Consider the following 26,047-nt stretch of genomic DNA (forward strand, 5'->3'; position numbering starts at 1 on the left):
AGGAATTTTTGCTGTGCCGGTAATCAATCCGCTCCGGGTGGATCGAGCAGCCTTCGCGGCAGATCGCGCATGCCGTGGAGGACGCGGAAGACGTAGAGGGTGTCGCCAATCACGCGATAAAAGACGAGGTGTTTGCCAAAGGCCTCTTCCATGCGGAAGCAGCGTAGGTTCGCGAGCTTGCGGCTGCGGAAATGGCAGATGCGGCCGAGATCAGGCTGTTTGCCGAGAGAACGCGCCGTTTCCATGAATGACGACACATAACGTTCGGCGATTTCCTTGCCTGCGTGTTCGTCATACCAGATCGTCTGGAGACGGATGTCCTCCGTGGCATCTGGAGAACGCTGAATGTTCAGGCCTGGCATTGGCTGCCTTTTTGATTGGAAGGCCAGCTTTGGCGGATGGATTCCCAAAAAGCGTCGTCCACTGGAAGCCAAGGTCCGTCCGCCGCCTTGAGCAGTTCCGCCTCCAGTTCAGGGGATTCGTATTTGATCCCATCCTCTGAGGCATAATCCACACGCTGGTTCATTCGGTCCAGCAGCGACAGGAACTGCTCCTGAGGCAGGGCGAAGACGGCGTCTTCGATTTGGGCGACGGTGCTCATGTCAGGAGAATACGATTTCGCTCACGAGATGCAAGCAAAGCGCTAGTTGCGCAGACTGGGGGCCGTTTGGATAGCTCTCCACAGGCCAAGCCCGAACTACGAACCATGAAACCAGCCATCCTCCTCGCCTTCCTCGTCAGCGCCTCGCTGCTTGCTCAAACCGCCGCGCCCAAGGCTCCGGCCAAACCGAAGGGGCCGACGGTTCCTGCCGATGCGCAATGGCATGATGTGACGACCTGGGGAGTCGAGGGCCGTGGCTGGGGGGATCAGGAGCGGAAGCGCTGGTTTGATCGTTTCCCGGCGAAGGCGGAGAAGACGGTGACGCCCGCCGTTTGGGGGCTTAGTCGTGACAGCGCGGGCATGATGGTGCGCTTCAAGACAGACGCGAAGGCGATTTACTGCCGCTATGACCTCGCCAAGGCCAGTCTGGCCCTGCCTGCGATGCCTGCGACGGGTGTGAGCGGTCTTGATTTGTATGCGCGTGATGACAAAGGCCAGTGGCGCTGGGTCGCCTGCCCGAAACCGGCGGCGCAGCATGTGGAAGCCGTTTTGATCAGCGATCTGGCTCCCGGCGAGCATGAATTCGCCGCCTACCTGCCGCTCTACAACGGCATCGAAAAACTCGAAATCGGCGTGCCTGCGGGTGCGAAGTTTGAAGGGTTGAAGCCACGCGAGAAGCCCATCGTATTCTACGGCACTTCGATCACGCACGGCGCGAACGCCTCGCGCCCCGGCATGGTTCACACGGCCATTTTGGGCCGCCGTTTGGATCGTCCCGTCATCAACATCGGTTTCTCCGGCAACGGACGCATGGACGCCGCCGTGGGTGATCTGATCAACGAACTCGATGCCGCCGCCATCGTCATCGACTGCTGCCCGAACATGGGCCCTGCCGATGTGTCGGCCAAATGCGTGCCGCTGGTGAAGCAACTGCGCTCCAAACATGCCACCACGCCGATCATCCTTGTCGAAGACCGCCGTTTCACGAACGCCTGGATCACTCCGGCCAAGGCGAAGTTCCACGACGACAATCACGCCGCGCTCAAAGCCGCCTACGAGCAGCTCAAGGCCGAAAACGTCGCCAACCTGAGCTACATCAGCGGAGACGCGCTCTACGGCACCGACGCCGAAGGCTCCAACGACGCCTCTCACGGCACTGACCTCGGCTTCCTGCGCCAGGCGGACATCTTCGAGCCGGTGCTGCGTGCGGCGCTGAAGCATTGATACACGACAGGCTCGTTTTGTAGTCCCGCCTTTAGGCGGTTCTGAGCCGGCTAAAGCCGGGACTACGGAACAGCGCTGGAATTGAGATGGATCACTTCCCAATCTTGTACAGCGCCTTGTCCGTGCGGAGGAACAGGGCGCTGCCATCGGCGATGGGACTGGCCATGAGGGAGCCTTCGAGAGTGTTTTGGGCGAGGATTTTGAATTCCTTGACGGCTGCGATGACGGTGACGACACCTTCGCGGCTGCTGAAGTAGAGTTTGCCGTCGGCAAGGATCGGCGAGGCGCTGAACTTGCCGCCGATGCGTTCGCGGTAGAAGGCCTCGCCGGTTTTCACGTCCACACAGCTTACGATGCCGCCGTCATCGACGTAGAAGAGCAATCCGTTGTGCAACACGGGCGAGCACATCTTCGGAGCATTCTTGTTGTTACGCCAAGCGATCTCGGGCGTCTTCACTCCGGCGAACTTGAGCGCGATGATGGCCGATTTGCCAAAGGCAGTGCTGAAGTAGATCTGCTGGTCGTCGGCGACGGGAACGGTGGACATGGAGAAGCCGAGTTCGCCGTAATGGATCTTCCACAGCTCTTTGCCGGTGGCGGGTTCGTAGCCGTAGATGTTGTTGGCAGCAGAACTGACAACGACGGGCAGTCCGTTGATCGTGACGACGAGCGGCGTGCCGTACGCTTTGCGCTGCTGGGCACGCGGGTCCATCTCGCCGCTGCGGGGCGTCTTCCACGCCAGCTTGCCGGTGCTTTTGTCCAAGGCGGCGATGAACTGTTGGTCACTGCCGTCGAAGTGGGCGATCAAGCGATCGCCATGCAGCACAGCGGTGGAACCAGGACCATTTTCGTGCATGACGTTCAGTTCCTCATTCTTCCAGAGCACCTTCAGCGTTTTCGTGTCGAGGGCGACCGTACCGAAGGAGCCGAAGTGTGCGTAGAGGCGGCCTTCTTCGAGCACGGGCGTGGGTGAGGCGTAACTGTTAAGCTGATGCGCCCACTGCGGGTCTTTGACGTTCAGCAGTTCGATGTCGTGAAGGATCTTGCCACTGTTTCGGTCCACGCAGACAGCTCGCAGGCTCACGGAGGAGAGGACGACGAGCGGTTGGTCGCCGGTGTTCGATTCGAGGCGGCGTTTGGCCTCTTCAGGTGTCGCGGCTTTCTCGATGGCGGTGGTGAGCCAGATGTGATCGCCCCACATCACGGGTGTGGAGTGGCCGCGGCCGGGCAGCGGCGTTTTCCAGGCAACGTTGCTTGTCTCGCTCCAGGTTTCAGGCAGGCCGGAGGCATTGGCCTGGCCTTGGGCCGAGGGGCCGCGCCATTCAGGCCAGTTGCCGGCGTTTGAAACGGAGGTCAGAACAAGAAGCGGAAGAAGAATGCGGAGGATCATGAGCGAGAAAAAACGTGACAAGCGGCGGCGAACTGTCTTTCACTGCGAATCATCATGCGCACGCTGTTTTTTCATCTGTTTGTGGCCGCCACGCTTCACGCGCAGACGCCCTCGCTTGAACAACTCATTGAAGTGCGCTCCGGCACGCTGCCGATCATCCTCACGGTGCCGCACGGCGGTACGCTGAAGCCGGACAACGTGCTGGCGCGACGCTACGGCGTCACAGGCATGGATGCCAACACCGCGCCGCTGTCCGAGATGATCATTGAGGAACTGCAAGCGCGCTACGGTGGCAAACCGCATGCGATTTTTGCCCGCTTGCATCGCTCACGGCTCGATCCCAACCGTGACCTCAAAGAGGCGGCGCAAGGCGAGCCGACGGCGGAGGCGGCATGGCACCGCTTTCATGATGGCGCCAAGAAAGCCTGTGATGCGGTGATGAAAAAGCACGGCTACGGTCTGTTGCTGGACATTCACGGTCACCGCCACATCGACCAGCGGGTGGAGCTGGGCTATTTGGTCACGGGCGAGCAATTGAAGGCGAGCGACGCCGAATTGAATGCGAATGCAATGCTGATCGCCAGCACGAGCATTCGCGAACTCGACAAGCGCTCGCCGCAGAGCTTCGCGGAGTTGCTGCGCGGCCCGCAGAGCCTTGGCGGCTTGCTGGAGTTTCGTGGTTTTCGCTGCCTGCCGAGCCCGACGAAGTCATATCCCGGCGTTCTGGCGGGCTATTTCAGCGGTGCCTACGATGTGCTGGCGCACGGCTCACGCGATGGCGGCACAGTGAGCGCGATCCAGGTGGAATGCCCATGGAACAATGTGCGCGACCGGCCGGAAGACCAACGCCGCTTCGCGCAGGCGCTGGCAGACTCACTCGGCGTGTACTTTGAGGTTCACTTTGGCCGGAAGCTGAGGTGAGGATCCGGCATCCCGCCGCACCAGGAAGGCACCTGTCTCAGCAGGTGTGGTGGCGGTCCAATCAAGGGGGACGCGCTCGTCGCGCAGACCTTTGCGATGAAGCCAGCCAAAAAAGGCGATGCTGCCGAGCAGCGCGAGATTGAAAGGCAGCCAAAGCGGGAGAAGGCCGAGGCGCAGCAGCGCCTCACTGAGCGGCGTGTGCAAGATCGCGAGAGCCGTCGTGACGAGCAGCGTCCAGGCGAATGTTTTGGTACTCAGGCGCAGGTAATGGCCGCCAAGAGCCAGAAAGATGACAATGGCGTTCATGGCGAATGCCGGATCGCCAAAGCTGGGCAGCCAGAATGAACCTCCGAGGCACAAGGCCACGGCGGCCAGCGCCATGAACGCCGAAGTCCGCGAGTGCCCGAGCACGCCGATGAAGAACCACATCCAGCACAGCAACATGCGTGAAGAGGTGAATTGAGCGCCGGAGCTGACGTTTTGCGCCAGCACCCGGCTCCAGGATGTGGCGAGGCTCTTCGAACGACCCTCCGGCAGCGTGGCGGCGAGACCGGTGAAGGCATCTGCAAACAACGGGGCGCACAAGGCCGCCGCGGTGAAATGACGGCGGGCTTCTTCGGTGTTGCCGGCCTGCATCGCGCACCAGCCGAGGCCATCCCACGAATCCGCGAAGAAGGAATCGAGCGCGACGGCCCGCTGAAAGGCCAGGCGCGCGTCCTCGTGCCGCCCCTGACGAAAGCGGCTCCAGCCGAGACCATCGTAAGCGTCAGCAACTCCGGTTTTGAGCGAGAGCACTCGTGAGAAGGCGGTCTGCGCGCCGGCTTGATCGCCACGCCGGTACAAACTCCAGCCAAGGCCGGCACAGCGGTAGGCCTCGGCCATGTCGGTGCTGACCTCGGTGTTGAGGAAGTGTTTCTCAGCCTTCTCAAAACGATTCGCCAGCAGCGCACGCCAGCCGCGCGTGAGTTCGGCGTCATGGACGCCAAAAAAGATCAGCGCGAGCAGCGCGGCCCACGCGGCGGCGACATACGGCAGGCTGAAGAGCACATACGGAGATCGCCGCGCATGCATGCGCTCCACGACGGGCACGAAGAAGAACGCCATCGCCGCGCAACCAAGCGCGGTGGCGACGATCTGCGCCCACAGCGGCACCTGCGGAAACAACAGCCACAGCGCGCCAAGCAAAGCACCATTCACACTGAACAGGCCCGTTTTGAGCACCGTGTCATCGTGCGCACGCCATCTGGCGAGCGCGGAGACCAGCAGCGCGCCACCAAGGCTCATCAGGGCGGATTCGATGGAGAGACAAAAAAGACCGATGAGCACACACGCTCCAGTGAAGCGATTATTGGCCACGAGCATCTGGCCGAAACCGCGGAGCGTGTGGTCAAAAAGGGATTTCATGTGGCGGGCGGCAGGTCGGAGATCACGAGCGGCACTCTAGGCGATCCTGCGTGCGCGGCAATCTTTGAGACGGCACGCCCTGAACATGCTCCAGTCGCATGGCCCGACGACTTGAGTAAGTGCGGCATGGGAGCGGTCAGCGCGGACGCGGAGGTGGTCCTCCGGGTCCGCCAGGGCCACCCTGAGGCGGGGCGTGGGTGACGGCGAATCCGTCGCGCACGAGATAGCCGTCAGGATTGATCTGCATGAGTTTCTCAAACGTGGGCGCGGCGAGCTTGGGCTGCCCCGCACCGATCTGGCTCCAGCCGAGCCAGCTCATGGCGATGGGATCTTCCGGTTGGAGATGATGCGCACGATCGAAGTAGGTCTCGGCCTTCCGATAATCACCTTGATTGAAGAGCAACTCACCGGCGATGAGCAGCAACTTGAAATGGTACTGGTCGATGTTGAGGCCGTTACGGGCGGCGGCCAGCGCCTCCTTGGGCTTCTGCTGCGCCAGAAACGTGTAGGTGAGGCCGAGATGCGGCGTGATGGCGCGTGGCTCCTGCTTGGCGGCGGCAGTGTAGAACTGGACGGCTTTATCGTAGTCTTTGGCGAGATAGGAGAGCCATGCGGCGCGAATCGTGGCGAGGTAGGTCTCACCACCGGCGGCTTTGAAGTCGAACACGTTTTTGAGCGCGGCGGCGTAGTCCTGGTTGGATTCGTCGGTGAGTGACTGCTGCCAGAGTTCGGCGGCTTTTTGCGGATCAGCCGCGCGCAAGAACGACACGGAGAGCAGGAGGATGGCGATGGTTGTCTTCATGGTGGGAGGAGTTATTCGGCGGTGCCGTCGGGCAGTGTCGGGGTGAATGAGGTTTGCGTGAAGGTGAGGGTGTGATTTTGAAAGCGTGCGATGATGCTGGTGAGGCCAAGAACTGGTTCGAGGGTGAGCTCGATCTCCTGCGGGAGATCAGCCGGAGCATCCGGCAGCGTGGTGATGAGCTGGAGGCGCCCTCGGGTGGGATGCAGCGCGTGGCGCGTGATGACGCGCTGGGTCTTGTGCCCGAGGTAAGGTGCAAAAGCGCCCGCCAATGCCCGACCGTACTGCTTTGCGTGCAAAGCGACACAATCCTCCCAGTTCATGCCGCTTTGATAAGCGAAGGGCACGGTGGGCATGGCGAACGAAAGAAGACGCAGGAGCTGCGAAGCGCCGCTAAGGCGGCTTTGTGTGATTTGGAACGCGTGCAGGCCGAGGACGGCGGTGAGGCTGTCTGGGCCGCTTTGGAAGATGTAGCGACCGGATTCATCAAGCGTGATGCGGAGATCCGTGCGGTCTGCCTGATCCGACCGATAGCTGGCCGTTCCCGGCGCAAAATGGGCCAGCGTGCCCAGCACGGTGCTGGAGACCGTCGCGGGTGCGATGCGGGCTCCAACTTTGGGCACGCTGGCAAAATTCCACTGCAAACCGGTTTCGGTGCGCGTGAAGAAGTTCGTGAGGCAGAAGGGCAAGGTGGGCGCGCCGGTCTCAGCGCTGGCCTGCGTGTGCAGATGGATATGCGGCACCGGTGAACGACCCGAATTGCCGCAGTAGCCGAGCAGATCGCCGGCGGTGACGCGCTGGCCGACTTTGACGGCGATGCCGTTCTTCATGAAGTGCGCGAGTTTCACCACGCCACCGTAGTCGAGGCGAAGGAGGAGATGATTGCCCCAGTTGTGGGCGAAGTTGCAGCCGCCAGGGGCGTTGTCGGCCACGCTGTCGATGACACGGATGATCTCGCCGCTGCCAGGAGCGCGGACTTCGAGGCCCTGCGTGTAATAGCGGCTCAAATCATCGTCGCAGCCGGGCGGGCAGGCGTTGTCGGCGGCATCGTGGACTTCAAAGTCGAGTGCGTGCTGCCAATCGCCGCGATGGCTGAGCTTGTCGTCGAAGCCCTGCGTGACGATAACCTCGCGTGAGGTCGGAAGCAGGACGTGTGTTTCGTTGCGATGCGGAAAGCGCGCGTTGGCGAGAGCGATGGAGGCCGCAGCGGCTTCAGGATTGTCAAAGGTGCCGATGGTGGGCAGGAGCGAACCGGATTTCTCGCGCAAACGCAGGCAGCAGAGCATGCTCCAGATAGTGAGCAAATAAGGCAGCGGCAGGTATTCCCAGCCGGAGCCGAGCAGGAAGTGCTGCACGGCGGCGACGTGCAATGCGGCGACTGATCCGCCGATGAAAGCGAGCGCGAGGCTGCTCCATGATGGAATGAAATACACCGCGCCAAGCGCCATGCCGGCGAGCAGGTAATTGTGGCCTGCAAACCAGCCAAACCACTGCAAGCCGCAGGCTTCGAGCAGTTTCACGATCACGATGCCGCCCGCGTAACCAGCGACGGCATTGATCATCGCCACGCGTGACCACACGAGGATCGCGAGCGTGACGGCGAGGCCGGCCCACACGTTTGGCAGGAAGAGAATCGTGCCCATGCTGCGCAGAAACGCGGCAACGATGAACGGCAGCGCCGGTTCCGCCGGAAGCGCGAACGGCAGCATGGCGGAGGCAGCGGCGGCGAGCGGGAAGAAGGTCAGCAGCGTACCGAACGTGATGACGAAGGCCACGCTGAGCGGCGGCAGGCCCGCACGCAGCGGAAACCAGTGCCATAATGCCGCAGAGAGAAGCAGCGTGTAAACAGTGACGATGACGAGCATGCCGTAGATCGCGACCGGCGGCAGCGTGGTGTTCCGCGTGATCCAGGCGACGGCAAGGGCGCTGAGGAAGACGTTGTAGAGCAGCGTGCCGTCCTTCCGCATCGCGGCGGGCAGATGCATCAGCTTCGCCAAACCGCTGCCGAGCAACGTGGCGATGATGGCGAAGACGAAGTAGCGTGGCTCCAGCAGCAGCGAAGAGCAAAGTAGGGCTCCGGCCTTCCAGCTTCCGCAAAGGAAGATGGAACTGGCAGCACGAGCGACATCGAGAAAAGGAGACGCAAGCTTTTGGAGGAGTGGACGCAGTGAGATCAACTGCGCTTTGAGGCGACCCAGCACGCTGCTGGATGGCGGGGCTTCCGTGAAGTCCATCAGGGAGGTTGATGGGATTGGGTTCATGGCTTTGGGGTGGAAAAGGGTATGTTTCAGTTCATACGGCGCGGTTCGTTGCCAGCAGGTGATCCGGCACACGCTCAAGGCGCTGCACATAGTCGAGGTCTTCACGTCCGCGGATGACATCGACGCGGCCGTCCATGCCGATCATGACTACCGCAGGCCGATAGGTGATGAACTGCATGCTCTGGGTGATGTTGTAGGCACCGACAGGATGCATGACGAGGTGATCGCCCGTGGTCATCGCAGGCAGGGAGACCTGCTCGCGGATGACGTCGATGTTCATGCAGAGGCAGCCGTAAAGTTTGACGGGCTGCGGGGCGGCTTCGCGGATGGCTTTGGAGGGTTTGACATCAAAGCGATACCAGTTGCCGCTGTAGAGCATGTTAATGCCTGCATCGACGACATAAGCGGTCCCGGCGGTCTCGTAGGCATGCGCAGGAGCTTTGGCGGCTTTGCCTGCGAGCGTGATGGCACCCTGCACGGTGGTTTGTTTCACGGCGACGACGCTGGTGATGAGATAACCGGCTTCATCGACGAGCGCACGGCCGCTTTCGAGGTAGAGGCGCGGACGTCGGTCGCGTGGGAGCGTGTTGAGCACGCTGGTGATGGCCTCGGCGTATTTTTCGATGGGCGGGACGATCTGCTCAGCGGGCTGATACGAGTAATGCAGCGTACTGAGGGATGGGAAGCCGCCGCCCAGGTTGAGGTAGCGCAAGTTCCAGCCGTAGCTCTCGCGGCAGCGCTCCATGAGCGTGACGAGCTTTTCAGCGGCGGTTTTGTAGGCGTTGGGTTCGAGAATGTAGGTGCCGATGTGCGTGTGCAGGCCTTGGAGGCGGAGGCGGCCCTTGCTTTCGGCGATGCGGCGAATCGCACGCCAAGCCTCACCGTTTTCGACTCCGAAACCGAACTTGCTCCACACCGGCTGGATGCCGGCATCGAGCCAGCAGCGGATGGCGATGTCGATGCTGCGGTTTTGTTCCTTGGCGATGGTGTCGAGCAGCAATAGCTCGTCCCAATTATCGACCTGGATCATCGCACCTTCAGTCACGGCGAGTTCGAGGCCGGCGCGGGATTTGTGCGGGCCATTGAAGATGATGTCGCGGCCGGCAATACCGTTGCGCCGTGCTTTTTCATACTCAAACTCGCTCACCACTTCGGCGATGGAGCCTTCACTGTGGAAGACGCGGCAGATGGCGTTGAGGTAGTTCGTTTTGTAGCTCCAAGCGAAGCGGGTGTTCGGATAGCGGCTCTCGAAGGCTTCACGAGCACGGCGGATCTTGTCGCGCAGCGTGCGTTCGGAAAACACGAACAGCGGGGAGCCGAAACGGGCCGCGAGATCGGCCACGGGCACGCCGTCGATGCGCTCGCAGACGTTGTTGTTCAGACCATGCGCGTTGCGATTGCGGTTTGCGGCGCTGTTTTGGCCACTGAGGTGACGGGTGATGGTTGGCGGGGAATAGGGGAGGAGCGTTTGCATGGGAGGATGCAGTGAAGAGTTATGAGTTATGAGTGAAGGCGGCGTGTGTGATGGCTTCACTGGGCTGGCGGATGAGCTGGCCGGTGGTGGTGAGGGCGGCGAGGTCGCGGATGTCGCCAGTCATGTCGATCGCGTGACGGATGAAGAACTTGCCGGGCGTGGCGCGGCTCAACGGCTCGCGGGGCTGCCAGCCGAGGGCGAGCTCGAGCGCAGCGGCGGGCAGGTTGCAGTTCAGCGTGGAAGGGAAATCGCACCAAGCGGGGAAGCGCGGATTGATCTCGATGAGGTTGTAGTCACTGCGTGGACCGTCGGGTTTGACGAATTCGAGTTCAAAGGGGCCGTTCCAGCGCAGTTCGGCGATGAGTGACTGCGCGATGGCATCGAGCTGCAGATCGCGCACGACCATGCCGCCGAAGCCTTTGCCGTTGGAGGTGCGCAGCATCTTGCGCATGGAGCAGGAGCCGAGGATGTGGCCGCGACCGTCGCCGAGGCCGATGACGTTGTATTCCTCGCCTTCGATCCGCTCCTGCACGAGCACAGGAGCGCCCCATTGCTCGATCATGTGCCAGTAGGCGGCTTCACGGGCGGCGGGGGTGGATGCGAGCTGCGCCTCGTAGTAGCGCCCTTTGACGAAGACACTGCCACCGAACGTCGCCGCAGCCTGATGCAGCGAGTTCACATCGTTCACGGCGATGGTTTGCGGCGTGCGGCAGTGTGTGCGTTCGCAAAGTTCGGTGAGCTTCGATTTGTCGCGGGCCTGAAAACTCTGCGAGCAAGGCAAACAGGCGTGGATGCCGCGTTCGCGTAGTTTTTCCGGCGATTCGACCAGCGGAGCCATTTCGGCGTCGAGGCAGGGAATCAAAACGTCAAAACGCTCGGTCTCGCGAATCGCATCGAGACGATTCCAGAAGGCCTCGATGCCTGCGGATGGGTAAGAAAGCGTGAAAGCGGCATCGGGGGCGTCTTCCTCGCTGTAGAGGCCGCTTTCGAGTGTGTCGTAGCACAGGCCGATGATGCGCAGCTCGGGATAGACACGACGCAGGCTGCGGATGACGGCGGAACCGGGCTGGGGATTTTCACCGCGATGAAGGCCGGTGACGGCGATGACTGGGGAGGAGTGCATAAATTTGAAATCAGACGGCGGAGTCGTCTGCGAGGCCAAGGTGAGCGAGTTCGGCCAGGAAAGACTCGAGATCGCGTTCGGCGGTGCTGCGGGTGACTTCGAAGGTCGAAGTGAGGCGTTCGAGGATCTGGTGGCGGGCGAGGCCGTCACTCAGCGCCTGCATGACCACCAACGCGGTGGGGCTGGCGGTGAAAAATTCGCCCGTAGTGGCATCGAAGCCGAAACCATCGGCCTGCCAGGTGACGGTGTGAAAATCAAACGCCGCACTCTGAGCAACAGGTGTGGCGGTCTGGAGGGCGGAAATCTCGAAATCGTACTTTTGGCCGTTTGGTTGAAGCAGCGTGGGAGGAAGAGCGAGTTTCATGACTGGGTGTATTGGATTTACACCACATAGAAACCCGGCCGGTTAACACCACCGTGGGGGCGAAGATGAATTCCCGTTTATTTTTGACCGCCCGCAGACGCAGGACGCCTATCTGTCCAGGGCAGGCAGATCGTAGCGGAGCATCAGCTCGCCCGCCCGCTGGCGCTGCTGGTGCCAGACCTCGTCAGGATCGGTGGGATCCTTCCACGGGTCGTGCGGCCGCTGTAGTTTGCGGACGAACTCGATGGAACTTTCGGAGGGAACGACCGGTCGAGACTGGGGCGTTTCCGGCCTGTAGAGTTCCTTCTTCAGCTCTGCGATGACTTTTTCAGATACCGGATCGGTCTCCGGCCGCTTGCTTGCCCGCCATGCTTGCGAGAGAACCAGCAGGCTGACCGCGATGATCACCCCCCTGGTCAAATGTGAGGATGTCGTTTTCATGGGGAAAATGAATGCCCATTTTTGTGCTCTGCAAGCCCTGCTTTGGCGGCTTCTGCAAGGGGCCCGGAAGCAGAGTTGACGCCCCGCCGCCGAGCGCGTAGCCATCGCGCCCATGAGCACCACACGCGCGCAGGGCATCTCACTGATCACGGCCACGGCAGTGGTGGTGGCCAACATGATTGGCACCGGGGTGTTCACCTCGCTGGGCTTCCAGGTCGGCGATCTGCCATCCGGCTTCACGATCATGATGCTCTGGCTGGTCGGCGGAGTGTGCGCGTTTTGCGGCGCGGTGTGCTATGGCGAGCTGGCGGCGGCGTTGCCGCGCTCCGGCGGCGAGTATCATTTCCTCTCGCGCATTTTTCATCCTGCGGTCGGGTTTCTCTCCGGCTGGCTCTCCATCACCGTTGGTTTCGCCGCCCCCATCGCGCTGGCGGCGATGGCCTTCGGCAAATACTTCTCCACCATCTTTCCGCATGCGCCGGCGACGACGTGGTCGCTCGTCATGGTGTGGATCATCACGCTGGTGCATGTGGGCGGCGTGCATGTTGCCGCCCGGTTTCAAAACACGGCGACGTGGCTCAAGGTGACGCTCATCTGTGTGTTCATCGGCGCGGGATACTGGCTGGCGACGGGGCAGCCAGTGCGCTTCACGCCCGCTGCGGATGATGTGAAGCTCATCACCAGCAGGCCTTTCGCGGTGAGCTTGGTCTATGTCATGTACTCGTATGCCGGCTGGAACGCGGCCACTTACATCGTCGGCGAGATCCGCAATCCACAGCGCAACGTGCCGAAGGCCATCGCGCTGGGCACGCTGCTCGTCACCGTGCTTTACCTCGCGCTGAACGCGACGTTTCTGAATGCCGCGCCGATGAGCGAACTGGCCGGGAAGCTGGATGTGGGCCACGTCGCTGCCGAGCACATCTTTGGCATCACCGGTGGCAAGATCATGTCCGGGCTTATCTGCCTGGGCCTCGCCTCCAGCATCAGCGCGATGACGTGGCTGGGGCCGCGTGTGCTGCACACCATGGGTGAAGACATGAAGATTCTCGGCCCACTGGCGGAATGTGATCAACGCGGCGTGCCCGTCACCGGTCTTTTCGTGCAGCTTGCCATCGTCATCACGCTGCTGCTCACGGCCAGCTTCAACACGGTGCTCACGGCGGTGCAGTTCAGCATCCAGCTCGGTTCGTTTGCCACCGTGGTCGGCCTCATCGTGCTGCGCATCAAGCAGCCCGATCTGCCGCGCCCGTATCGCTGCTGGGGCTATCCGTTCACACCGCTGCTATTTCTGGCCATCAGCCTGTGGATGATGGTGTTTCTCATGCTCGACACCGTGACGCGGGAGGCCTCGCTCTACGGTCTGGCATTGATTTTGCTCGGCTGGATCATTTACCTCGTCTCACCGCGTACTCCACGTGCCGCATGAAAAAATCCCTCGTTGCCCTGCTCGTTCTCGTTCAAACCGCATTCGCGGAACCGCCCACGCCGAATGATCAGGCACGCTTCCTCGCCGGTCTGCCGCAGGAAGGCTCACCGCTCGCGAATCTGGCCACACGAGGCGAGTTCAACTCGCATGCGAAAGAACTCGACGCGTCCTGGGCGGACGCGGAAGAACGCCAGCTCCGGCCGATTCGCGAATGGGCGTCACTGGGCCTCCCGGAAGCCGTCAGCGACACCGCACCGTTGCTCTATGTCTTCAGCGGGCCGGATTTTCTGCATGCGCACACGTTCTTCCCGAACGCCTCCACCTACGTGCTGGCCGCAGTGGAACCCGTGGGCCTGCCGCCAGACGTGACAAAGCTCAGCGAGGGCGAACTCGGTGCCTCACTGCGCAATCTGCGCAACACGCTCAACGCCTCGCTCAGCTTCAGCTTCTTCATCACTGCCGACATGAAGAGGGATCTGCAGGCCACGAAACTCACCGGCACGCTGCCGGTGCTCTACGTCTTCCTCGCCCGCTGCGGCTGCCACATTCAAAGCGTCGAAAACGTGTGGCTTGATGCCGAGGGCAAGGTGCTGACTGACAAGGAAACCAAAACCCCCGGCGCGCGCATCACCTTCCTCGGCACCAAGGGCCAGCCGCAGACGCTCTACTACTTCGCCGCCAACATCGCGAGCTGGGCGCTCAAGCAGGACGCCTCCTTCCTGCGCTTCTGTGATTCCCTCGGCATGGTGAACGGCTTCACCAAGTCTGCTTCGTATCTCATGCATCTCAGCGAGTTCACCACGATCCGCGATTACCTCCTCACCCACTGCCACACCATCACCCAGGACGATTCCGGCATCCCTTGGAGCGATTTCCCGCGCGACACCTGGGACGTACGCGCCTTCGGCTGGTATCCGGGGCCGATCGCTCTCTTCAAGCAGCACTACCAGCCCGACCTCGCCGAGTACTACCGTCACAACGAGGTGCCCATGATCCCCTTCGGCATCGGCTACCAATGGCGCCCGAAACAGAGCACGCTGATCTATGGCGTCTCGAAGATGGTCGTGCGCAAGGCGATTCCGGTGGTGGAGGGTGCTTTACAGACTCAGCCTGCCAAGGAATAAGCCAGCTTGACGCTGCTTTTTATTCTTTCCGTTTCTTGTCGAAAACCTTGGGTGAAACGATCCCCGCAGTGCTTAACAAAAAAGTTAAGTCTTTTGTTTTGTAGATGTGCTTGTCATTAAAGATCAACGTGTCGCCATCAATGATAACGGCATGACCCAGTTCCTTCCTGTCTTTGTTCAGCCATGTAAAATCAAAATAAGCCGAATACATGGAAACAGGCTTGTTGTCTGGATCTATGAGGCCCGCGAACTCCGGTTTCTCATGCGAGAAAACATCTTTTAATCTGCTCAACTGCCGCTTGTCTTCAGTCTTAAAATTGGCTTCGTGAATGTCACCTTTCCAGACGAACTGGCCTTTAACTAGACAGGTCTTTGATTCATCAAAAAGCATATCGACCATCTTTTCATAGTTTGTCTTGGCGGCTGGTTCTGCGCCAACGAGCAGGGTAATTTGGATCCAACCGAGAATTAAGAGCCAATATGTTTTCATGTTAGTTTTTCACGTTTGCAAACAACAGCCTCAGCATCTGCGCATCATTCGGCTTCGAATCCTTCGCCAGTCGCACGATGACGAGCTTCCGCGACGGCACGATGTAGAGACGCTGGCCGTAGGAGCCGATGCAGGCGATCAAATCGGCGGGGGCGGAGCGGCAGAGGCAGGCGTTGCGCCAGGATTGGGCGGACCATTTCTTGTCGAGCATCGATTCCACATCGACTTCGCGGGCGGATTTGCTTTCAGCGGCGTGGTTGTTCCAGAAGCCGAAGGCGAAGGCGCTGTTGGTGCCGCTGCTGCGGAGAGCGTTTTGAGTTTCAGGGTGCTTGAGCAGCCAGGTGCCGAGCTCGGACCACTGGCGGGCGGTCTGCATGAAGCCGGAAGCAAGCAAGGGCGCGCCGTGCTGATCCGGCAGGCAGCGCTGGGCGCCGAGATCAAGCGGGCCGAGCACTTTGCGCTCCAAATAGCGGGTGGGCGTCTGCTTTTTCTCCTTCAGCTTTCGTGCGAGCAGCTCGTGATACACCTGCAAGGCCGCCGGGCCGTAGATGAAGGACTTGCCGGTTGTGCCGACGAGGGAGGCCTTCAGCGCCGAGGCGGTGCGGTTTTTGAAGTCGTTCTCATGCAGGCCGAACAGCGGCTCCATCCCGCTGCTGAAGTCGAGAAGCTGCCGCACGGTGATCTTGCTGCGGCGCTTGTCGCTTTGCCACTCGGTGATCGTGTCCGCCACATGTTCATCGAGTTTCAACAGCTCGTCTTTCTCCGCGGCGAACGCCGTGAGGCACCAGAAGGCCTTGGTGCCGCTGTAGATGCGGTGCGGCTCGTTCTTGGTATGACCATTGGTATAGGACTCGTGCAGGATTTTGCCGTTCTGTTTGATCAGCAGCGCGTGACCACCATGCGCCGCCGAATAGGCAGCGGCAGCCTGGATGCGCTCCGCAGGCAGCGTTGCCGCGGAGGGTGAGGCCTTGAAGAAAAACAAAATGGCCAGCAGGGGCGTCATTGGGAAAACATAGACCAGTACGCACGTCTTGGCATCTCCGGCCTTGTTATCTTGAGGCCAGGCCCTCACCTGAGTGCTGGCTGACATGTGGCAGTGGACAATCCGCCTTTGCATCCCATCATCCGCACGCATGCGCATCCTCCTCGTCGAAGACCAGGCCAAACTGCTGTCCTTTGCCAAAAAGGGGCTGGAGGAGCAAGGCATCCAGGTGGACGCGGTCAGCGATGGCGATGAAGCCTGGGAAATGGCCACCACGGTGCCGTATGACGCGCTGGTGCTCGACATCATGGTGCCGGGCCGCGACGGCCTGAGCATCCTGCGCGGCCTGCGCGAGAAGCGCAACACGGTGCCGGTGATCCTGCTCACCGCACGCACGACACTGCCGGAAAAAATCGAGGGCCTGAACCTCGGCGCGGATGATTACATGACAAAGCCGTTCTTCGTCGAGGAACTGGCCGCGCGCCTGCGCACCGTCGTGCGCCGGCAGGCCGGTGAGACCAGCCATCTGCTGCGTGTCGAGGATCTCTGCATGAACCTGCTCGAACGCAAAGTCAGCCGCGACAGCGCCGACATCGAGCTGAGCACACGCGAGTTCGAGCTGCTGGAGCACCTGATGCGCAGCCCCGGCCGCGTGTTTGGCCGCATGCAGATCTATGAACATGTCTGGGGCTACAACATGGACCCGGAGACAAACCTCGTGGAAGTGTACATCCAGCGCCTGCGATCCAAGATCGACAAGGACCACGACAAGAAGCTCATCCGCACCGTGCGCGGCGTCGGTTATGCGCTGGGCGGATCTTGAGGAAGCGAAAGCCGCTGCGGGTCGATGCCGTTGTGATTTCATGCGCCGATTCCATCGCTCCTTCCTCGCCTCGCTCCTGCTCGGTTCGTTCGCGCAGGCACAAACATCGCCAGAGCCTCTCGCCTGGCCGCCCGGCTACTTCAATGCGCGCACCGCTACGGATTCAGCGAAACCGCAGCCTGTGATGACCGCCAAAGAGCTGCATCTGGCGCGTACGCATCACAGCCTCAGCATCGAGTGGCACATCGACGGCGACACGGATCACGACGCGGCCTGCAAGGTGAGTTACAAGCGCGAGGACGAGTCCACATGGCATGAAGCGATGCCGCTGATGCGGGTGGATTACTTTGGCTGGTATGACACCAAGCCTGCGGAGCGGCCCTTCAACATGCTCGCGGGCAGTATTCTGTTTTTGCGACCGGGCGCGGTGTATCAGGTGCGGCTCACGCTCAGCGATCCTGACAGCGCAACACCAGTGGAGGAGACGAAACATATTCAGACGAAGCCGTGGCCGAGTTTTGCCAAGCCTGCGCGCACGCTGCATGTCGTGCCACTGGATCAAAGCGGTGTCAGCGGCGATGGCTCGGTGGAGAAGCCATTTCGTGGCCTCAAACCGGCCTTGGCAGCCGCGAAGCCGGGTGATTTGTTCCTGCTGCATGCCGGTGACTACGGTGGAATGGAAATCAATGTCAGCGGCGAGCAAGGCAGCACCGAGGCCGCCACCGATCAGACGCGCTACATCGGCTTCAAGACAGCGGGCGATGGTGAGGCGGTGTTTCGTCAGTTGCGGGCTGGCGGCAGCCATTTGTGGTTCGAGGGTCTTTCCTTCAAGCGTGGCGACTCGCCCAATGGCCTGAAAGGCGGCGACGGTTGCGAAAACGTGGTCGTGCAGGGCTGCACGTTTCGTGACTTCCACTACTCCGTGTTCCTCACCAAAAGCTGCTCCGGCTGGCACATCGCCAACAACGACATTCTGGGCGACACGGAGAAAGGAATCTCCGGCGAAGGGGTGGAGCTGAACCACTCCTCCGACCACACCGTATGCTACAACCGCATCGGCCGCAGCGCCGACGGCATCTCGTATCCGCACACGAACTGCGATCTGTTCGGCAACGACATCTTCGACATGTCGGACGATCCCATCGAGCCGGACTACGGTTACGCGAACATCCGCATCTGGGGCAATCGCCTGCACGGCCACACCGGCATCACGTTTCAGCCGATGTACTGCGGCCCGTGGTATCTCGTGCGCAATCACGCCATCTCAAAGGGCAACGTCTTCAAGCTGCGCGTGCAGGACCGCTTCGTCTGCGTGAACAACACCTTTGCCGCCTGGACCACGCCCGTGCCGCATGCGCATGGCCTGCTCACCGCGTTCTGCCGCAACAACATCTGGATGCACCTCGGCGGCTCCGAGTTCATCTGGGCTTCCAATGCGCCAGAGGCGGAGAAATACCGCAGCTACAACATCAAATACGTGCTCTACGACTCGCCCGTCGCCAACTGGAAGACCGATGTCGATTACGACGGCTTCGAATTCAGCGCCGCCAAGCCGATGAAAGGCAAAATGAATCCGTGGATGCTGCACAACCAGCGCTTCTTCGACCTGCCCTCACTGAGCGCCGCCATCGGCATCGAGTCCCATGGCCGCGTGCTGGACCGCGCAAAGGACTTTGAAGCCTTTACCGTGACCCAGGAGATGCCGGGCAAGGATGCACCGCTGATCAAACTCAGCGCGCAAAGCCAGGTCAAAGACGCCGGTGTCATGCTCCCCAACATCGCGGAGGAATTCGATGGCAAATCGCCTGATCTGGGAGCCTTCGAATCTGCGGTGCCACATTTCGGCCCGCGAGACGATCCCGCTACGGCGCCGATGGAGTGGGTGCTCAAACACCAGCGCTGATCTCACCGCTCGTATGTCTTGGCTCGGTCCGTGAAGTTCTTCACCTGGGTTCCGCTTAAACCGGGGAACGCTTCGAACTTCAGCTTCTGGTTTGGCAGCACCTGACAGAGCACGGTGCCCTGCACTTGGTCGCCGTCCTGCCGCATTTGAACCTGACCTGAGCTGCCGAGCTGGCCGTAGATCAGCTCGTATTTCACGATGCCATCCTTCTCGCCGATGCCTGCGGGATCGGGCTGGTTGCCTTTGACCCAGAATTGCTGTGCGCGGCCGTCGTAGCTGCCGATGGAGATGACGATGATCTTCGGATCAAGGTGGTGATAGACAATGGACAGATGGCCGACCCAGTAGTCGATGCGGCGGTTGAGGCCGGCGTAGCCGCCGGTGCCCTGCTCATACCAGTTGCCAATGAGCCTGCCGTCGATGTCGTAGTCGATGCGGCCACCGAACGGCGGCACTTTGCGGGCGCATTTGGCGATCAATGGAGCGCGCACCGATTCGTCGAGATAATCGAAGGGATCCACGACGTGGGGCTTCTGCGGATCACGCAACAGGAACCGCTCGGGCTTCACAAAGCCTTTGCGCGTGGTGCTGGTGTCGATCAGCGCGAAGTCGAACGTCTGGTTGCCAATTTTACCGATGACCTGGCCCGCTTTGACCGGAATGCGCACGTTCACGGGCCGTCCTGGTTGCACACCACCAGGAACGTCCTTCATGATGGCTGGATCGACCTCGATGAGGTGATCGACGTAGCTCCACACATGCGCGGAGTGCTCGATGAACACTTTCAAATCGACTTCACGATCAAACACACTGGGATCATACTTCGCCTGCCCGCCCTGCGGATTGGGCCGCCATTGCAGCATGACGATGAATCCATCGGCAACCGCGACCACATCATAGAGCTGGCTGAAGTCGCGATCGTCCATGCGCTGGCCTTGCGGGCCGTTGCGCTGGCCGCCGCTACGATTCGCGGCGCCTTTCGGCACAAGATACAGGTGATCACTCGGCGTGGTGTGCCCGCTCTGCATGTTTCCCAGCGGGATGATGTAACCAATGTCATCGAGCCGCAGCGGAAAGCTTTTCAGCCTCACCGGGCCTTCGCCCTTGGCCTGACCACGGCTCCACATCTGGTTGATCTGCTCCGCTGTCGTGCTGGCGGCCGCGTCCGGGCTTTGTCGCTCGAAAAATCGCATCTCCTCGGCCCAGTCGAACAACCAGCGATCTTCGGGAGCAATGGTGGGCTGCTGATTGCGCGGCGGACCGGTGACAACGACGATCCAGCCACCATCTTTGGCCGCCACTGCACCTGGATCGGCCCCCATAATGCGGAAGGTGTCGCCGAGCTGCCAGTTCGCTCCATCGCTGCTCGTGGCGGTGAAAACGCCTTCGCCCGTGCCGAAGAAGGTGATCGTTTTGTCATCCGACTGCGCATTGCCGAGCCAGCGGCGGCGGCCTTCGACTTTCACATCGTCTGCGCGCACAAAGTTGAGGCCGTCCGTGCTGGTGGCGTGGTAACCGATGCCGTCGGTGGGCTGCATCTGCGGGCCGTTGTTGGGGCGCTGGCCGGGCTCGGGCTGTTTGCCGTTGTCAGGCGAGTAGAGATGAAATACACCCTGATGCAACGCGACGGCGCAGTCGATCACCGAGCGGCCTTCGATGCTGAAGCGCACACCTGGCTCGTAGGTGTACTCGATGCCATCAGTCGAGATGGCTGAGTGGATGCGTGGCAGGTCTTCATCGAACTGGCGGCCTCGCAACGAGGTGAAATACATCCGCACGCGGCCATCTGGCAGTGTCACGAGCGTGGGATCGAACGGGAAACGCATGCCTTCGGGCAGGCCGTTGAGCTTCATCACGATGGCATCCGTCCATGTTTTGCCCTCATCGGAGGAGAAATGAACCGCCACTTTGTCGAAGGACGCGGGATCATTCTCCGGGAAGTGCTGATGCGCGGCAATGAGGCGGCCATCCTGCATGCGATTGATGGTGGGAACGCCCGCACGAGGGAATGTCGCCAGCTTTTCCACGTCGCCACCCGCTTTGGCGTGATACACGAGCACGTCGTTGTTCCAGGGGCCGTTTTGCGGCTGCATGCCGGGCTGCGGCTGATTCAGCGGCGGGAACGGCACGAGCGGATTGAACAGCTCGGAGAAAATATCCTGCGCTGATGCGGACGCGAGGCCGCACAGCGCGAACAGCAGGGAGCGCGTGGCATTCATGGGAGCGGGAGGTGAATGGTCGCGGGCACTCACCCGCCGGGTGCCTAACGCCGCCCCAGCATGATTTTGTGTGCCAGCCCTCAGCGCATCGGCATGGACAGCGGCCCAACGCCGGGCATCTCAGGACGCGGATCACGAATGCTGTCCGGAACCTTGCCGGCGCGGGCCTCCGCCTCGATTTCCTGTGTGGTTTTGGGTGGTTCCGTTGCGCATCCTGATAAAGAGGCTGCGACGAGGGCTATCGAGAGGCCGGTAAACAATGTCTTCATGAGGTGGTGGTGTTGGGCGTGGTTCCTTTAATGCAAAAATCACTTCGGCAGCCTGGCGTTCAAATCATCGACATATTTGCGGTCGTCCTCGCTGAGCAGTTCCATTGACACTTCGACGGGCTTCTTGTTCACCATCAGGCGCACCTTGCCCTCGCGGATGAGCGTGGGCTTCTCCGGCAGTTTGGCAGGCGGAGCTTTCTCCACCGCCTCACGCGCGGCGGCAGGATTGGCGGCGTCGAATTCGATCACCGAATCCTCGAAGGCGATGATGGCCCCCAGCAGTGACCTGCCATCCTTGCTCTTCCACTGTCGCTGATCACCGAGAATGAAGTAGGAGGTGAGCTTGGTCTTGGTGGGCGGGGCAGGCTTCGTGGCGGCATTGATGCTGACCCCGCCGCTGCCACCGCTGCCGTTGAGGTCGCGCGTTTCAAATTTCTTGCCGGTGGTGGGATTGATCACCTGCGCACTGAGCGGCAACGCCACCGCGAAGATGAGGAGAAACGTCTTCATGCCATGAGACTACCATGACAGCCCGGCGGACTGCAATGACGATCACGCGTCCAGCAGGGCGTAGTCGATGGCCTTGAGGCGCGGCTGCTTGGCACCCATGCGCGGCACGCAGGCGAGCAGGGCCTTGGTGTAGGCGTGCTGGGGATTGCGCAGGATGTCATCCACAGGGCCGGTCTCGACGATCTGACCGCGGAACATGACGGCGACGCGGTCGGCGACGTCGCGGATGATGCCGAAGTTGTGCGTGATGAGGATGATGCTCATGTCGAGATCGCGGCGGAGCTGGGCCAGCAGGTCCATGATCTGCTTTTGGATGGTGACATCGAGCGCGGTGGTGGGCTCGTCGGCGATGAGAAGCTTCGGCTGGGTGCAAAGGGCCATGGCGATCATGACGCGCTGCTGCATGCCGCCGCTGAGTTCGTGCGGGTAGGCATGGAGACGTTTGCGCGAATCGACGATGCCTACTTTGTCGAGCCACTTCACGATTTCGTCGTCACGCTCAGCCTTCGAGACATCAGGACGATGCAGCGCAAGCGCCTCAGCGATCTGCGTGCGGATGGTGAGCACCGGATTGAGCGAAGTCGTCGGCTCCTGGAAGATGTAGGCGATTTCTTTGCCGCGAATGCTGCGCAGTTCGCGCTCGTTCATCTTGAGGATCTCGTGGCCGTTCAAGGTCATCTCCGCCGCGGAGATGCTGGCGGGTGGTTCGGGCAGCAGACGTGCCAAAGCGAGCGCGGTGGCGCTTTTGCCACTGCCGCTTTCGCCGACGAGGGCGATGGACTCGCCGCGCTTCAACTCAAGGCTGATGCCTTTGACGGCTTTCACCGGCTCGGCGTCATGGCGGCCGAATTCGATCTGCAAATCGCGAATGCGCAGCAGCGGGACGTCTTTCTTGGAAATGGATGCGTCGGACATGAGGCTCAGGAGGGTCGAGGTTGAACGATGCGGCTGACTTGGATCAAACACAAGGCGGCAAGCGCGATGCCTCCGCCAGTTTGGAGCAATGCGGAGGGATCGGTGAGGATGAGCGAGGTGTCCTGCGGCGAATCGACCGTCAGGGGATCGAACCACGCTGCCACCGGCGCGGCCAGTTCCTGCACCAGACGCGGCTGCACGGCGCAGGCAGCGGCGATCCACAGCAGCGTCTGCGCAAAAACGGTGCAGATCCATGCCGCGAGCATGCGGAACTGCACCGCCGCGATGTGCGTGCGCCAGATCCAGCCCTCCGAGGCACCGAGGGAGAGCGAGGCCTCCAGTGGCAACTGTTTCTCGACACTGGTCCAGGCATGGTGCCATGCCGCGCTGCCAAAAATCAGCACCGCGAACCAGAGCACGAGCCACGGCGACGAAGAAACCGGCGGCAGCGCCATCAGCCCCAGCGCCCAAAGCGCCCAGGGATGCCATGCGAGCGCGGTCAGACGATTGCGGGACGGTCGCAGTTTTCCACGCAGCAGATTCAGGCTCCCGCACAGCAGCGCCATCATCGCGCCGCCAGTGATGAAGCCGAGTGCGATGCCATTCACATCCCCGGAACGAATGGAACGCGCCAGCCAGCCACCCCAGCCCATGAAACGCAGCACGTCCTCGATGATGATCAGATAAACCGGTGCCACGAGGCAGAGCAACTGCACGCGCACGCGCAGCAGCGGCAGCAACTGGCGCAGATGATGCCGCCAGAGCCGCGAACCGGCCGGCACGCCGCGCACACGCAGTGAGAAATCGAGATTCACTGTCGCCGTGGCATCGGTGACCACCGCATGCATGACTTCACCGGTCAGCGGTACCGCCAGCAGAAGCACCGGGGCCAGAAATTCCCACAGCAGGCGTGCCGCCGTGATCTGCCATACGCTTTGCACCATGGGCAGTTCCGCTGGCATCAGGGTCTCGACCGGCAGACCGAATCTGCCGGTCCAGATGCCAACAAAACCCCACGCCAGCGCCACAACCGGCAGGCAGGCAAGCCCACGACCCAAAAACGCGGCACACGCCTCCACACGCGGCCCCATGCGTCGCGCGATCATGCCGATCGCAAGGCCGAGGCTCATCGCCAGCAGCACGGCGATGACGAGTACGATCAAACTGGAGCCGCAGCGCATCCACAAACCCGGCGCGGGCACCTCAAACGCCAGCAAACTTTCCAACGGTCGCTTTTGCACCAGCAGCAACATCACGGCGGCCAGCACGCTGCCGCCAAACAAACGAAGCGGCAGCCAGCGTGGCGGTTGAGAGAGATCTGGCGCGCCCGTCATTTGTCGGTGCGCGGTTTGAGTTGGAGGACCGGTAGCGGTGCGGCCAGGGTGCGCAGCGTCCAGTCCGGCACGGGCGCGCCCGCATTGGCACTGCCCGGCAAACCGGGCACGGCGGCGGCCTCGTCGTGGGTGGTGAAAAGTGTGAGCAGGGGATGCAACGGCAGCAGCTTTGCCTCCAGCTCACGCACGCGTGCTGGCACATGCACGGGATCAAACTCGCCGGCCAGCGCCTCAAGCTGGAGATCGATCTGCGGATCGGCGATGCCGCAGAAGTTCGTGCCGCCGGGGCTGGCCTGGGAAGAATGCCACCACGGCAGTTGATCCCATGAAACTTCGAAGCGCTGGTCCACCAGCACCGCATCGAAACGATGCTCGCGCAGACGTTGCGCGAGCGTCTGCTCCTCGCTGATGGGTTCCAGAGTCACCTGCGCGCCGAGTTTGCGCCATTGCTCCACCAGAAGCTCCGCCGCCCGCCGGTGCAACGTGTCTCCAGCAGGCGTGAGCAGCGTGAATCGAAAGGAGCGATCCGCCCTGCGTGCGAGGCCTTCCACATCTCGCGGCCAGCCCTCATCAGCGAGAATCGTCCGCGCCTTTTCGAGATCGAAAGGCATCTGCTGCGCCCGTGTGCTGAACCACAGACCCGGCGCGAACAGGCTCGCATCTGCGTGGCCGAGACGTCCGGGAAGCGCGCGAATGAGAGCGCTCGTGTCAACGGCCAGACCCAGCGCCTCCCGGAACCGCGTGTTTTGCAAGATCTCATGCCGCGTGTTCCAGAGCACGACGAGGCGCTGGCGTGGCGGTGTGAAGCGCATCTGCGTGAAATGCGCGCGGTCCGCCGCTGTAGCGGGCCAGACGAGATCCACCGTGTGCGTGCGCATGCCGATCTGCGTCATCAGCGGTGAGACGGAGAAGTTGAACAGAAAGCGTGGCGCTTCCAGATCGTGACTCGCAGGCGTCAGAATGAGCGAGCGGGCATTACGGGTGGCGATGCGGTGGTTTCCCGCCCCTGGCGGAGAATCCCGGCTGAAATCAGCCTTCGTCGCAGCGGGATGATGATGCCACCACGCGGCGGGCAGCATGGGCAGATCGGCAAATGCGGCCAGGGCCGGGCCGTAACGCTTGCGGAAGGTCACATGCAGGCGTGATCCATCGTTTTGCACCTGCATGGACTGGATGTGCCGCAACGCGTCACGATTGGGCAGCGGCCAGTCGCTTGTGCGCAAAAATTCGAGTGTGGCACGCGCATCTTCGGCGGTCACAAGCTTGCCGTCATGCCAGAAGCGACCGGGACGAATGTCGAGATCAAGCACCGGTTCGACCAGCGCGCCGACCTCTCCCAACAGCGTGAGCGTGCATGGCTGCTGCGGGCCGGAATCAAGCGTGACACGTAATTCATCCAGCAAACGCTGTGCCGGGCCGCTCACGACGAACTCGCACGCGTTCGGGCCGTCGAACCACACGCGCTGAATTTGTCCGACCAATGTCGAGGCGGCGGTGAAGCGGTCCCAGTCTTCCCGCAAGGGTGTTTGACGCTCGATACGCCAGAACGCGGCAGGCTGCGGTTGCAGATCCGCGATGACCTCCAGCGCCTGCTGAACACCGGTGATGGCAGTCTCGCTGAAGCTCAGCAGCAACGCGTTCCCCTTCACATGTGCCGTAGCGGGGCGCCCTTGCGCCTGGAGACGCACCAGCGCGCGTTTCGCCGTCGCTTCATCAGTGAACCAGCAGGTCACGTCCTGGCTCCATCTCCACGAGTCTGCCAGCGCCGGCTGCAAAGCGCCCTCCGCGCCGATTCGGAGCAGCGGTTCATGCACGAGGTCGGAAATCTGGCGTTCGACCTCAGTCTCCGGCAGAAACGGGTTCAATGCGGGGACGTTCTGCGGCAGCATGACGACGATGCCGTCCTTGCCCTGCACATGGCTGTGCCTGGAGGTTTCCGCCGACCACCACGCCAGCGCCGCGATGAGCAGCGGGAAGCCAAGGATGAGCGTGCGGGCCAGGATCATGCGCGCAGGAGGTTAGAGCGTGCGCATGGCGGGGGCAAGACATC

24 protein-coding genes are annotated in these 26,047 nt (G+C 61.6%); 6 read left to right on the forward strand and 18 right to left on the reverse strand.

Annotated features, from left to right (window positions below; translation table 11 throughout):
- Positions 1–23 precede the first annotated feature (23 nt).
- Both U1A53_RS03420 and U1A53_RS03425 read right to left on the reverse strand, forming a co-directional pair.
- Positions 24–362, reverse strand: coding sequence for a type II toxin-antitoxin system RelE/ParE family toxin (locus tag U1A53_RS03420; protein WP_322278994.1), 339 nt, complete (start codon positions 360–362; stop codon positions 24–26).
- On the reverse strand, positions 350–601 hold the full coding sequence (locus U1A53_RS03425) for a hypothetical protein (protein WP_322278995.1): 252 nt from the start codon (positions 599–601) through the stop codon (positions 350–352). Before U1A53_RS03425 ends, U1A53_RS03420 begins: the two co-directional genes overlap by 13 nt.
- 105 nt (positions 602–706) lie before the next feature.
- Between U1A53_RS03425 and U1A53_RS03430 the strand changes: the two genes are divergently transcribed.
- Positions 707–1,825 (forward strand): SGNH/GDSL hydrolase family protein, encoded by a 1,119-nt coding sequence (locus U1A53_RS03430; protein ID WP_322278996.1) that lies wholly within the window; start codon positions 707–709, stop codon positions 1,823–1,825.
- Positions 1,826–1,916: 91 nt separating this feature from the next.
- Here the strand turns inward: U1A53_RS03430 and U1A53_RS03435 are convergent, their stop codons facing one another.
- Positions 1,917–3,215 carry a PQQ-binding-like beta-propeller repeat protein gene (locus U1A53_RS03435; RefSeq protein WP_322278997.1) on the reverse strand — a complete coding sequence of 433 codons (1,299 nt, stop codon included), beginning with the start codon at positions 3,213–3,215 and terminating at the stop codon, positions 1,917–1,919.
- Positions 3,216–3,269: 54 nt separating this feature from the next.
- Here U1A53_RS03435 and U1A53_RS03440 point away from each other — a divergent pair, with 54 nt between their 5' ends.
- Positions 3,270–4,136 carry a hypothetical protein gene (locus tag U1A53_RS03440; protein ID WP_322278998.1) on the forward strand — a complete coding sequence of 289 codons (867 nt, stop codon included), beginning with the start codon at positions 3,270–3,272 and terminating at the stop codon, positions 4,134–4,136.
- On the opposite strand, the gene U1A53_RS03445 is transcribed toward U1A53_RS03440, so the two are convergent.
- From U1A53_RS03445 to U1A53_RS03475, 7 genes are all read right to left on the reverse strand, one after another.
- A complete protein-coding gene (locus U1A53_RS03445) occupies positions 4,089–5,540 on the reverse strand; it encodes an urea transporter (protein WP_322278999.1) in 1,452 nt (483 codons plus the stop codon). The genes U1A53_RS03440 and U1A53_RS03445 overlap by 48 nt on opposite strands.
- Positions 5,541–5,676: 136 nt before the next feature.
- Positions 5,677–6,342 carry a tetratricopeptide repeat protein gene (locus U1A53_RS03450; protein WP_322279000.1) on the reverse strand — a complete coding sequence of 222 codons (666 nt, stop codon included), beginning with the start codon at positions 6,340–6,342 and terminating at the stop codon, positions 5,677–5,679.
- An 11-nt stretch (positions 6,343–6,353) separates the two neighbouring features.
- The gene (locus U1A53_RS03455; RefSeq protein WP_322279001.1) at positions 6,354–8,600 is read right to left on the reverse strand and encodes an urea transporter; all 2,247 of its coding nucleotides are present in this window, start codon (positions 8,598–8,600) and stop codon (positions 6,354–6,356) included.
- 31 nt (positions 8,601–8,631) lie between these two features.
- Positions 8,632–10,074 (reverse strand): alanine racemase, encoded by a 1,443-nt coding sequence (locus U1A53_RS03460; RefSeq protein WP_322279002.1) that lies wholly within the window; start codon positions 10,072–10,074, stop codon positions 8,632–8,634.
- 19 nt (positions 10,075–10,093) lie between these two features.
- Positions 10,094–11,197, reverse strand: coding sequence for a hypothetical protein (locus U1A53_RS03465; RefSeq protein ID WP_322279003.1), 1,104 nt, complete (start codon positions 11,195–11,197; stop codon positions 10,094–10,096).
- A gap of 10 nt (positions 11,198–11,207) precedes the next feature.
- Positions 11,208–11,561 (reverse strand): PqqD family protein, encoded by a 354-nt coding sequence (locus U1A53_RS03470; protein WP_322279004.1) that lies wholly within the window; start codon positions 11,559–11,561, stop codon positions 11,208–11,210.
- A gap of 108 nt (positions 11,562–11,669) precedes the next feature.
- Complete coding sequence (locus U1A53_RS03475) at positions 11,670–12,002, reverse strand: hypothetical protein (protein ID WP_322279005.1); 333 nt, start codon at positions 12,000–12,002, stop codon at positions 11,670–11,672.
- A gap of 112 nt (positions 12,003–12,114) precedes the next feature.
- Here U1A53_RS03475 and U1A53_RS03480 point away from each other — a divergent pair, with 112 nt between their 5' ends.
- Entirely contained in the window at positions 12,115–13,428 is a 1,314-nt protein-coding gene (locus tag U1A53_RS03480) for an amino acid permease (RefSeq protein WP_322279006.1), read from the forward strand.
- Positions 13,425–14,552, forward strand: a complete 1,128-nt coding sequence (locus tag U1A53_RS03485; protein WP_322279007.1) for a hypothetical protein — start codon at positions 13,425–13,427, stop codon at positions 14,550–14,552. Before U1A53_RS03480 ends, U1A53_RS03485 begins: the two co-directional genes overlap by 4 nt.
- A 19-nt stretch (positions 14,553–14,571) precedes the next feature.
- Here U1A53_RS03485 and U1A53_RS03490 read toward each other — a convergent pair whose 3' ends face one another.
- The gene (locus U1A53_RS03490; protein WP_322279008.1) at positions 14,572–15,042 is read right to left on the reverse strand and encodes a hypothetical protein; all 471 of its coding nucleotides are present in this window, start codon (positions 15,040–15,042) and stop codon (positions 14,572–14,574) included.
- A 1-nt stretch (position 15,043) separates the two neighbouring features.
- Positions 15,044–16,045, reverse strand: a complete 1,002-nt coding sequence (locus U1A53_RS03495; RefSeq protein ID WP_322279009.1) for a serine hydrolase domain-containing protein — start codon at positions 16,043–16,045, stop codon at positions 15,044–15,046.
- A gap of 130 nt (positions 16,046–16,175) precedes the next feature.
- On the opposite strand from U1A53_RS03495, the gene U1A53_RS03500 reads away from it, so the two are divergent.
- Positions 16,176–16,847, forward strand: coding sequence for a response regulator transcription factor (locus tag U1A53_RS03500; RefSeq protein ID WP_322279010.1), 672 nt, complete (start codon positions 16,176–16,178; stop codon positions 16,845–16,847).
- Between the two features lie 40 nt (positions 16,848–16,887).
- The gene (locus U1A53_RS03505; RefSeq protein WP_322279011.1) at positions 16,888–18,750 is read left to right on the forward strand and encodes a NosD domain-containing protein; all 1,863 of its coding nucleotides are present in this window, start codon (positions 16,888–16,890) and stop codon (positions 18,748–18,750) included.
- A gap of 2 nt (positions 18,751–18,752) precedes the next feature.
- On the opposite strand, the gene U1A53_RS03510 is transcribed toward U1A53_RS03505, so the two are convergent.
- From U1A53_RS03510 to U1A53_RS03535, 6 genes are all read right to left on the reverse strand, one after another.
- Positions 18,753–20,969 (reverse strand): exo-alpha-sialidase, encoded by a 2,217-nt coding sequence (locus tag U1A53_RS03510; RefSeq protein ID WP_322279012.1) that lies wholly within the window; start codon positions 20,967–20,969, stop codon positions 18,753–18,755.
- An 80-nt stretch (positions 20,970–21,049) separates the two neighbouring features.
- Positions 21,050–21,238, reverse strand: a complete 189-nt coding sequence (locus U1A53_RS03515; RefSeq protein WP_322279013.1) for a hypothetical protein — start codon at positions 21,236–21,238, stop codon at positions 21,050–21,052.
- 39 nt (positions 21,239–21,277) lie between these two features.
- Positions 21,278–21,748 (reverse strand): hypothetical protein, encoded by a 471-nt coding sequence (locus U1A53_RS03520; protein ID WP_322279014.1) that lies wholly within the window; start codon positions 21,746–21,748, stop codon positions 21,278–21,280.
- A gap of 42 nt (positions 21,749–21,790) precedes the next feature.
- Positions 21,791–22,663: an ABC transporter ATP-binding protein gene (locus U1A53_RS03525; protein ID WP_322279016.1), complete on the reverse strand. Its 873-nt coding sequence runs from the start codon at positions 22,661–22,663 to the stop codon at positions 21,791–21,793.
- Between the two features lie 5 nt (positions 22,664–22,668).
- Positions 22,669–23,997, reverse strand: a complete 1,329-nt coding sequence (locus U1A53_RS03530) for a hypothetical protein (protein WP_322279018.1) — start codon at positions 23,995–23,997, stop codon at positions 22,669–22,671.
- On the reverse strand, positions 23,994–26,003 hold the full coding sequence (locus U1A53_RS03535; RefSeq protein ID WP_322279019.1) for an ABC transporter substrate-binding protein: 2,010 nt from the start codon (positions 26,001–26,003) through the stop codon (positions 23,994–23,996). The genes U1A53_RS03530 and U1A53_RS03535 overlap by 4 nt, the downstream gene beginning before the upstream one ends.
- Positions 26,004–26,047 lie beyond the last annotated feature (44 nt).

Origin of the sequence: Prosthecobacter sp. (assembly GCF_034366625.1) — a bacterium.
GTDB lineage: Bacteria > Verrucomicrobiota > Verrucomicrobiia > Verrucomicrobiales > Verrucomicrobiaceae > Prosthecobacter.

Bases quoted from the DNA above. Each gene is read 5' to 3' on its own strand.
- U1A53_RS03420 (WP_322278994.1), bottom strand. From the start codon at position 362: ATGCCAGGCCTGAACATTCAGCGTTCTCCAGATGCCACGGAGGACATC.
- U1A53_RS03425 (WP_322278995.1), bottom strand. From the start codon at position 601: ATGAGCACCGTCGCCCAAATCGAAGACGCCGTCTTCGCCCTGCCTCAG.
- U1A53_RS03430 (WP_322278996.1), top strand. From the start codon at position 707: ATGAAACCAGCCATCCTCCTCGCCTTCCTCGTCAGCGCCTCGCTGCTT.
- U1A53_RS03435 (WP_322278997.1), bottom strand. From the start codon at position 3,215: ATGATCCTCCGCATTCTTCTTCCGCTTCTTGTTCTGACCTCCGTTTCA.
- U1A53_RS03440 (WP_322278998.1), top strand. From the start codon at position 3,270: ATGCGCACGCTGTTTTTTCATCTGTTTGTGGCCGCCACGCTTCACGCG.
- U1A53_RS03445 (WP_322278999.1), bottom strand. From the start codon at position 5,540: ATGAAATCCCTTTTTGACCACACGCTCCGCGGTTTCGGCCAGATGCTC.
- U1A53_RS03450 (WP_322279000.1), bottom strand. From the start codon at position 6,342: ATGAAGACAACCATCGCCATCCTCCTGCTCTCCGTGTCGTTCTTGCGC.
- U1A53_RS03455 (WP_322279001.1), bottom strand. From the start codon at position 8,600: ATGAACCCAATCCCATCAACCTCCCTGATGGACTTCACGGAAGCCCCG.
- U1A53_RS03460 (WP_322279002.1), bottom strand. From the start codon at position 10,074: ATGCAAACGCTCCTCCCCTATTCCCCGCCAACCATCACCCGTCACCTC.
- U1A53_RS03465 (WP_322279003.1), bottom strand. From the start codon at position 11,197: ATGCACTCCTCCCCAGTCATCGCCGTCACCGGCCTTCATCGCGGTGAA.
- U1A53_RS03470 (WP_322279004.1), bottom strand. From the start codon at position 11,561: ATGAAACTCGCTCTTCCTCCCACGCTGCTTCAACCAAACGGCCAAAAG.
- U1A53_RS03475 (WP_322279005.1), bottom strand. From the start codon at position 12,002: ATGAAAACGACATCCTCACATTTGACCAGGGGGGTGATCATCGCGGTC.
- U1A53_RS03480 (WP_322279006.1), top strand. From the start codon at position 12,115: ATGAGCACCACACGCGCGCAGGGCATCTCACTGATCACGGCCACGGCA.
- U1A53_RS03485 (WP_322279007.1), top strand. From the start codon at position 13,425: ATGAAAAAATCCCTCGTTGCCCTGCTCGTTCTCGTTCAAACCGCATTC.
- U1A53_RS03490 (WP_322279008.1), bottom strand. From the start codon at position 15,042: ATGAAAACATATTGGCTCTTAATTCTCGGTTGGATCCAAATTACCCTG.
- U1A53_RS03495 (WP_322279009.1), bottom strand. From the start codon at position 16,045: ATGACGCCCCTGCTGGCCATTTTGTTTTTCTTCAAGGCCTCACCCTCC.
- U1A53_RS03500 (WP_322279010.1), top strand. From the start codon at position 16,176: ATGCGCATCCTCCTCGTCGAAGACCAGGCCAAACTGCTGTCCTTTGCC.
- U1A53_RS03505 (WP_322279011.1), top strand. From the start codon at position 16,888: ATGCGCCGATTCCATCGCTCCTTCCTCGCCTCGCTCCTGCTCGGTTCG.
- U1A53_RS03510 (WP_322279012.1), bottom strand. From the start codon at position 20,969: ATGAATGCCACGCGCTCCCTGCTGTTCGCGCTGTGCGGCCTCGCGTCC.
- U1A53_RS03515 (WP_322279013.1), bottom strand. From the start codon at position 21,238: ATGAAGACATTGTTTACCGGCCTCTCGATAGCCCTCGTCGCAGCCTCT.
- U1A53_RS03520 (WP_322279014.1), bottom strand. From the start codon at position 21,748: ATGAAGACGTTTCTCCTCATCTTCGCGGTGGCGTTGCCGCTCAGTGCG.
- U1A53_RS03525 (WP_322279016.1), bottom strand. From the start codon at position 22,663: ATGTCCGACGCATCCATTTCCAAGAAAGACGTCCCGCTGCTGCGCATT.
- U1A53_RS03530 (WP_322279018.1), bottom strand. From the start codon at position 23,997: ATGACGGGCGCGCCAGATCTCTCTCAACCGCCACGCTGGCTGCCGCTT.
- U1A53_RS03535 (WP_322279019.1), bottom strand. From the start codon at position 26,003: ATGATCCTGGCCCGCACGCTCATCCTTGGCTTCCCGCTGCTCATCGCG.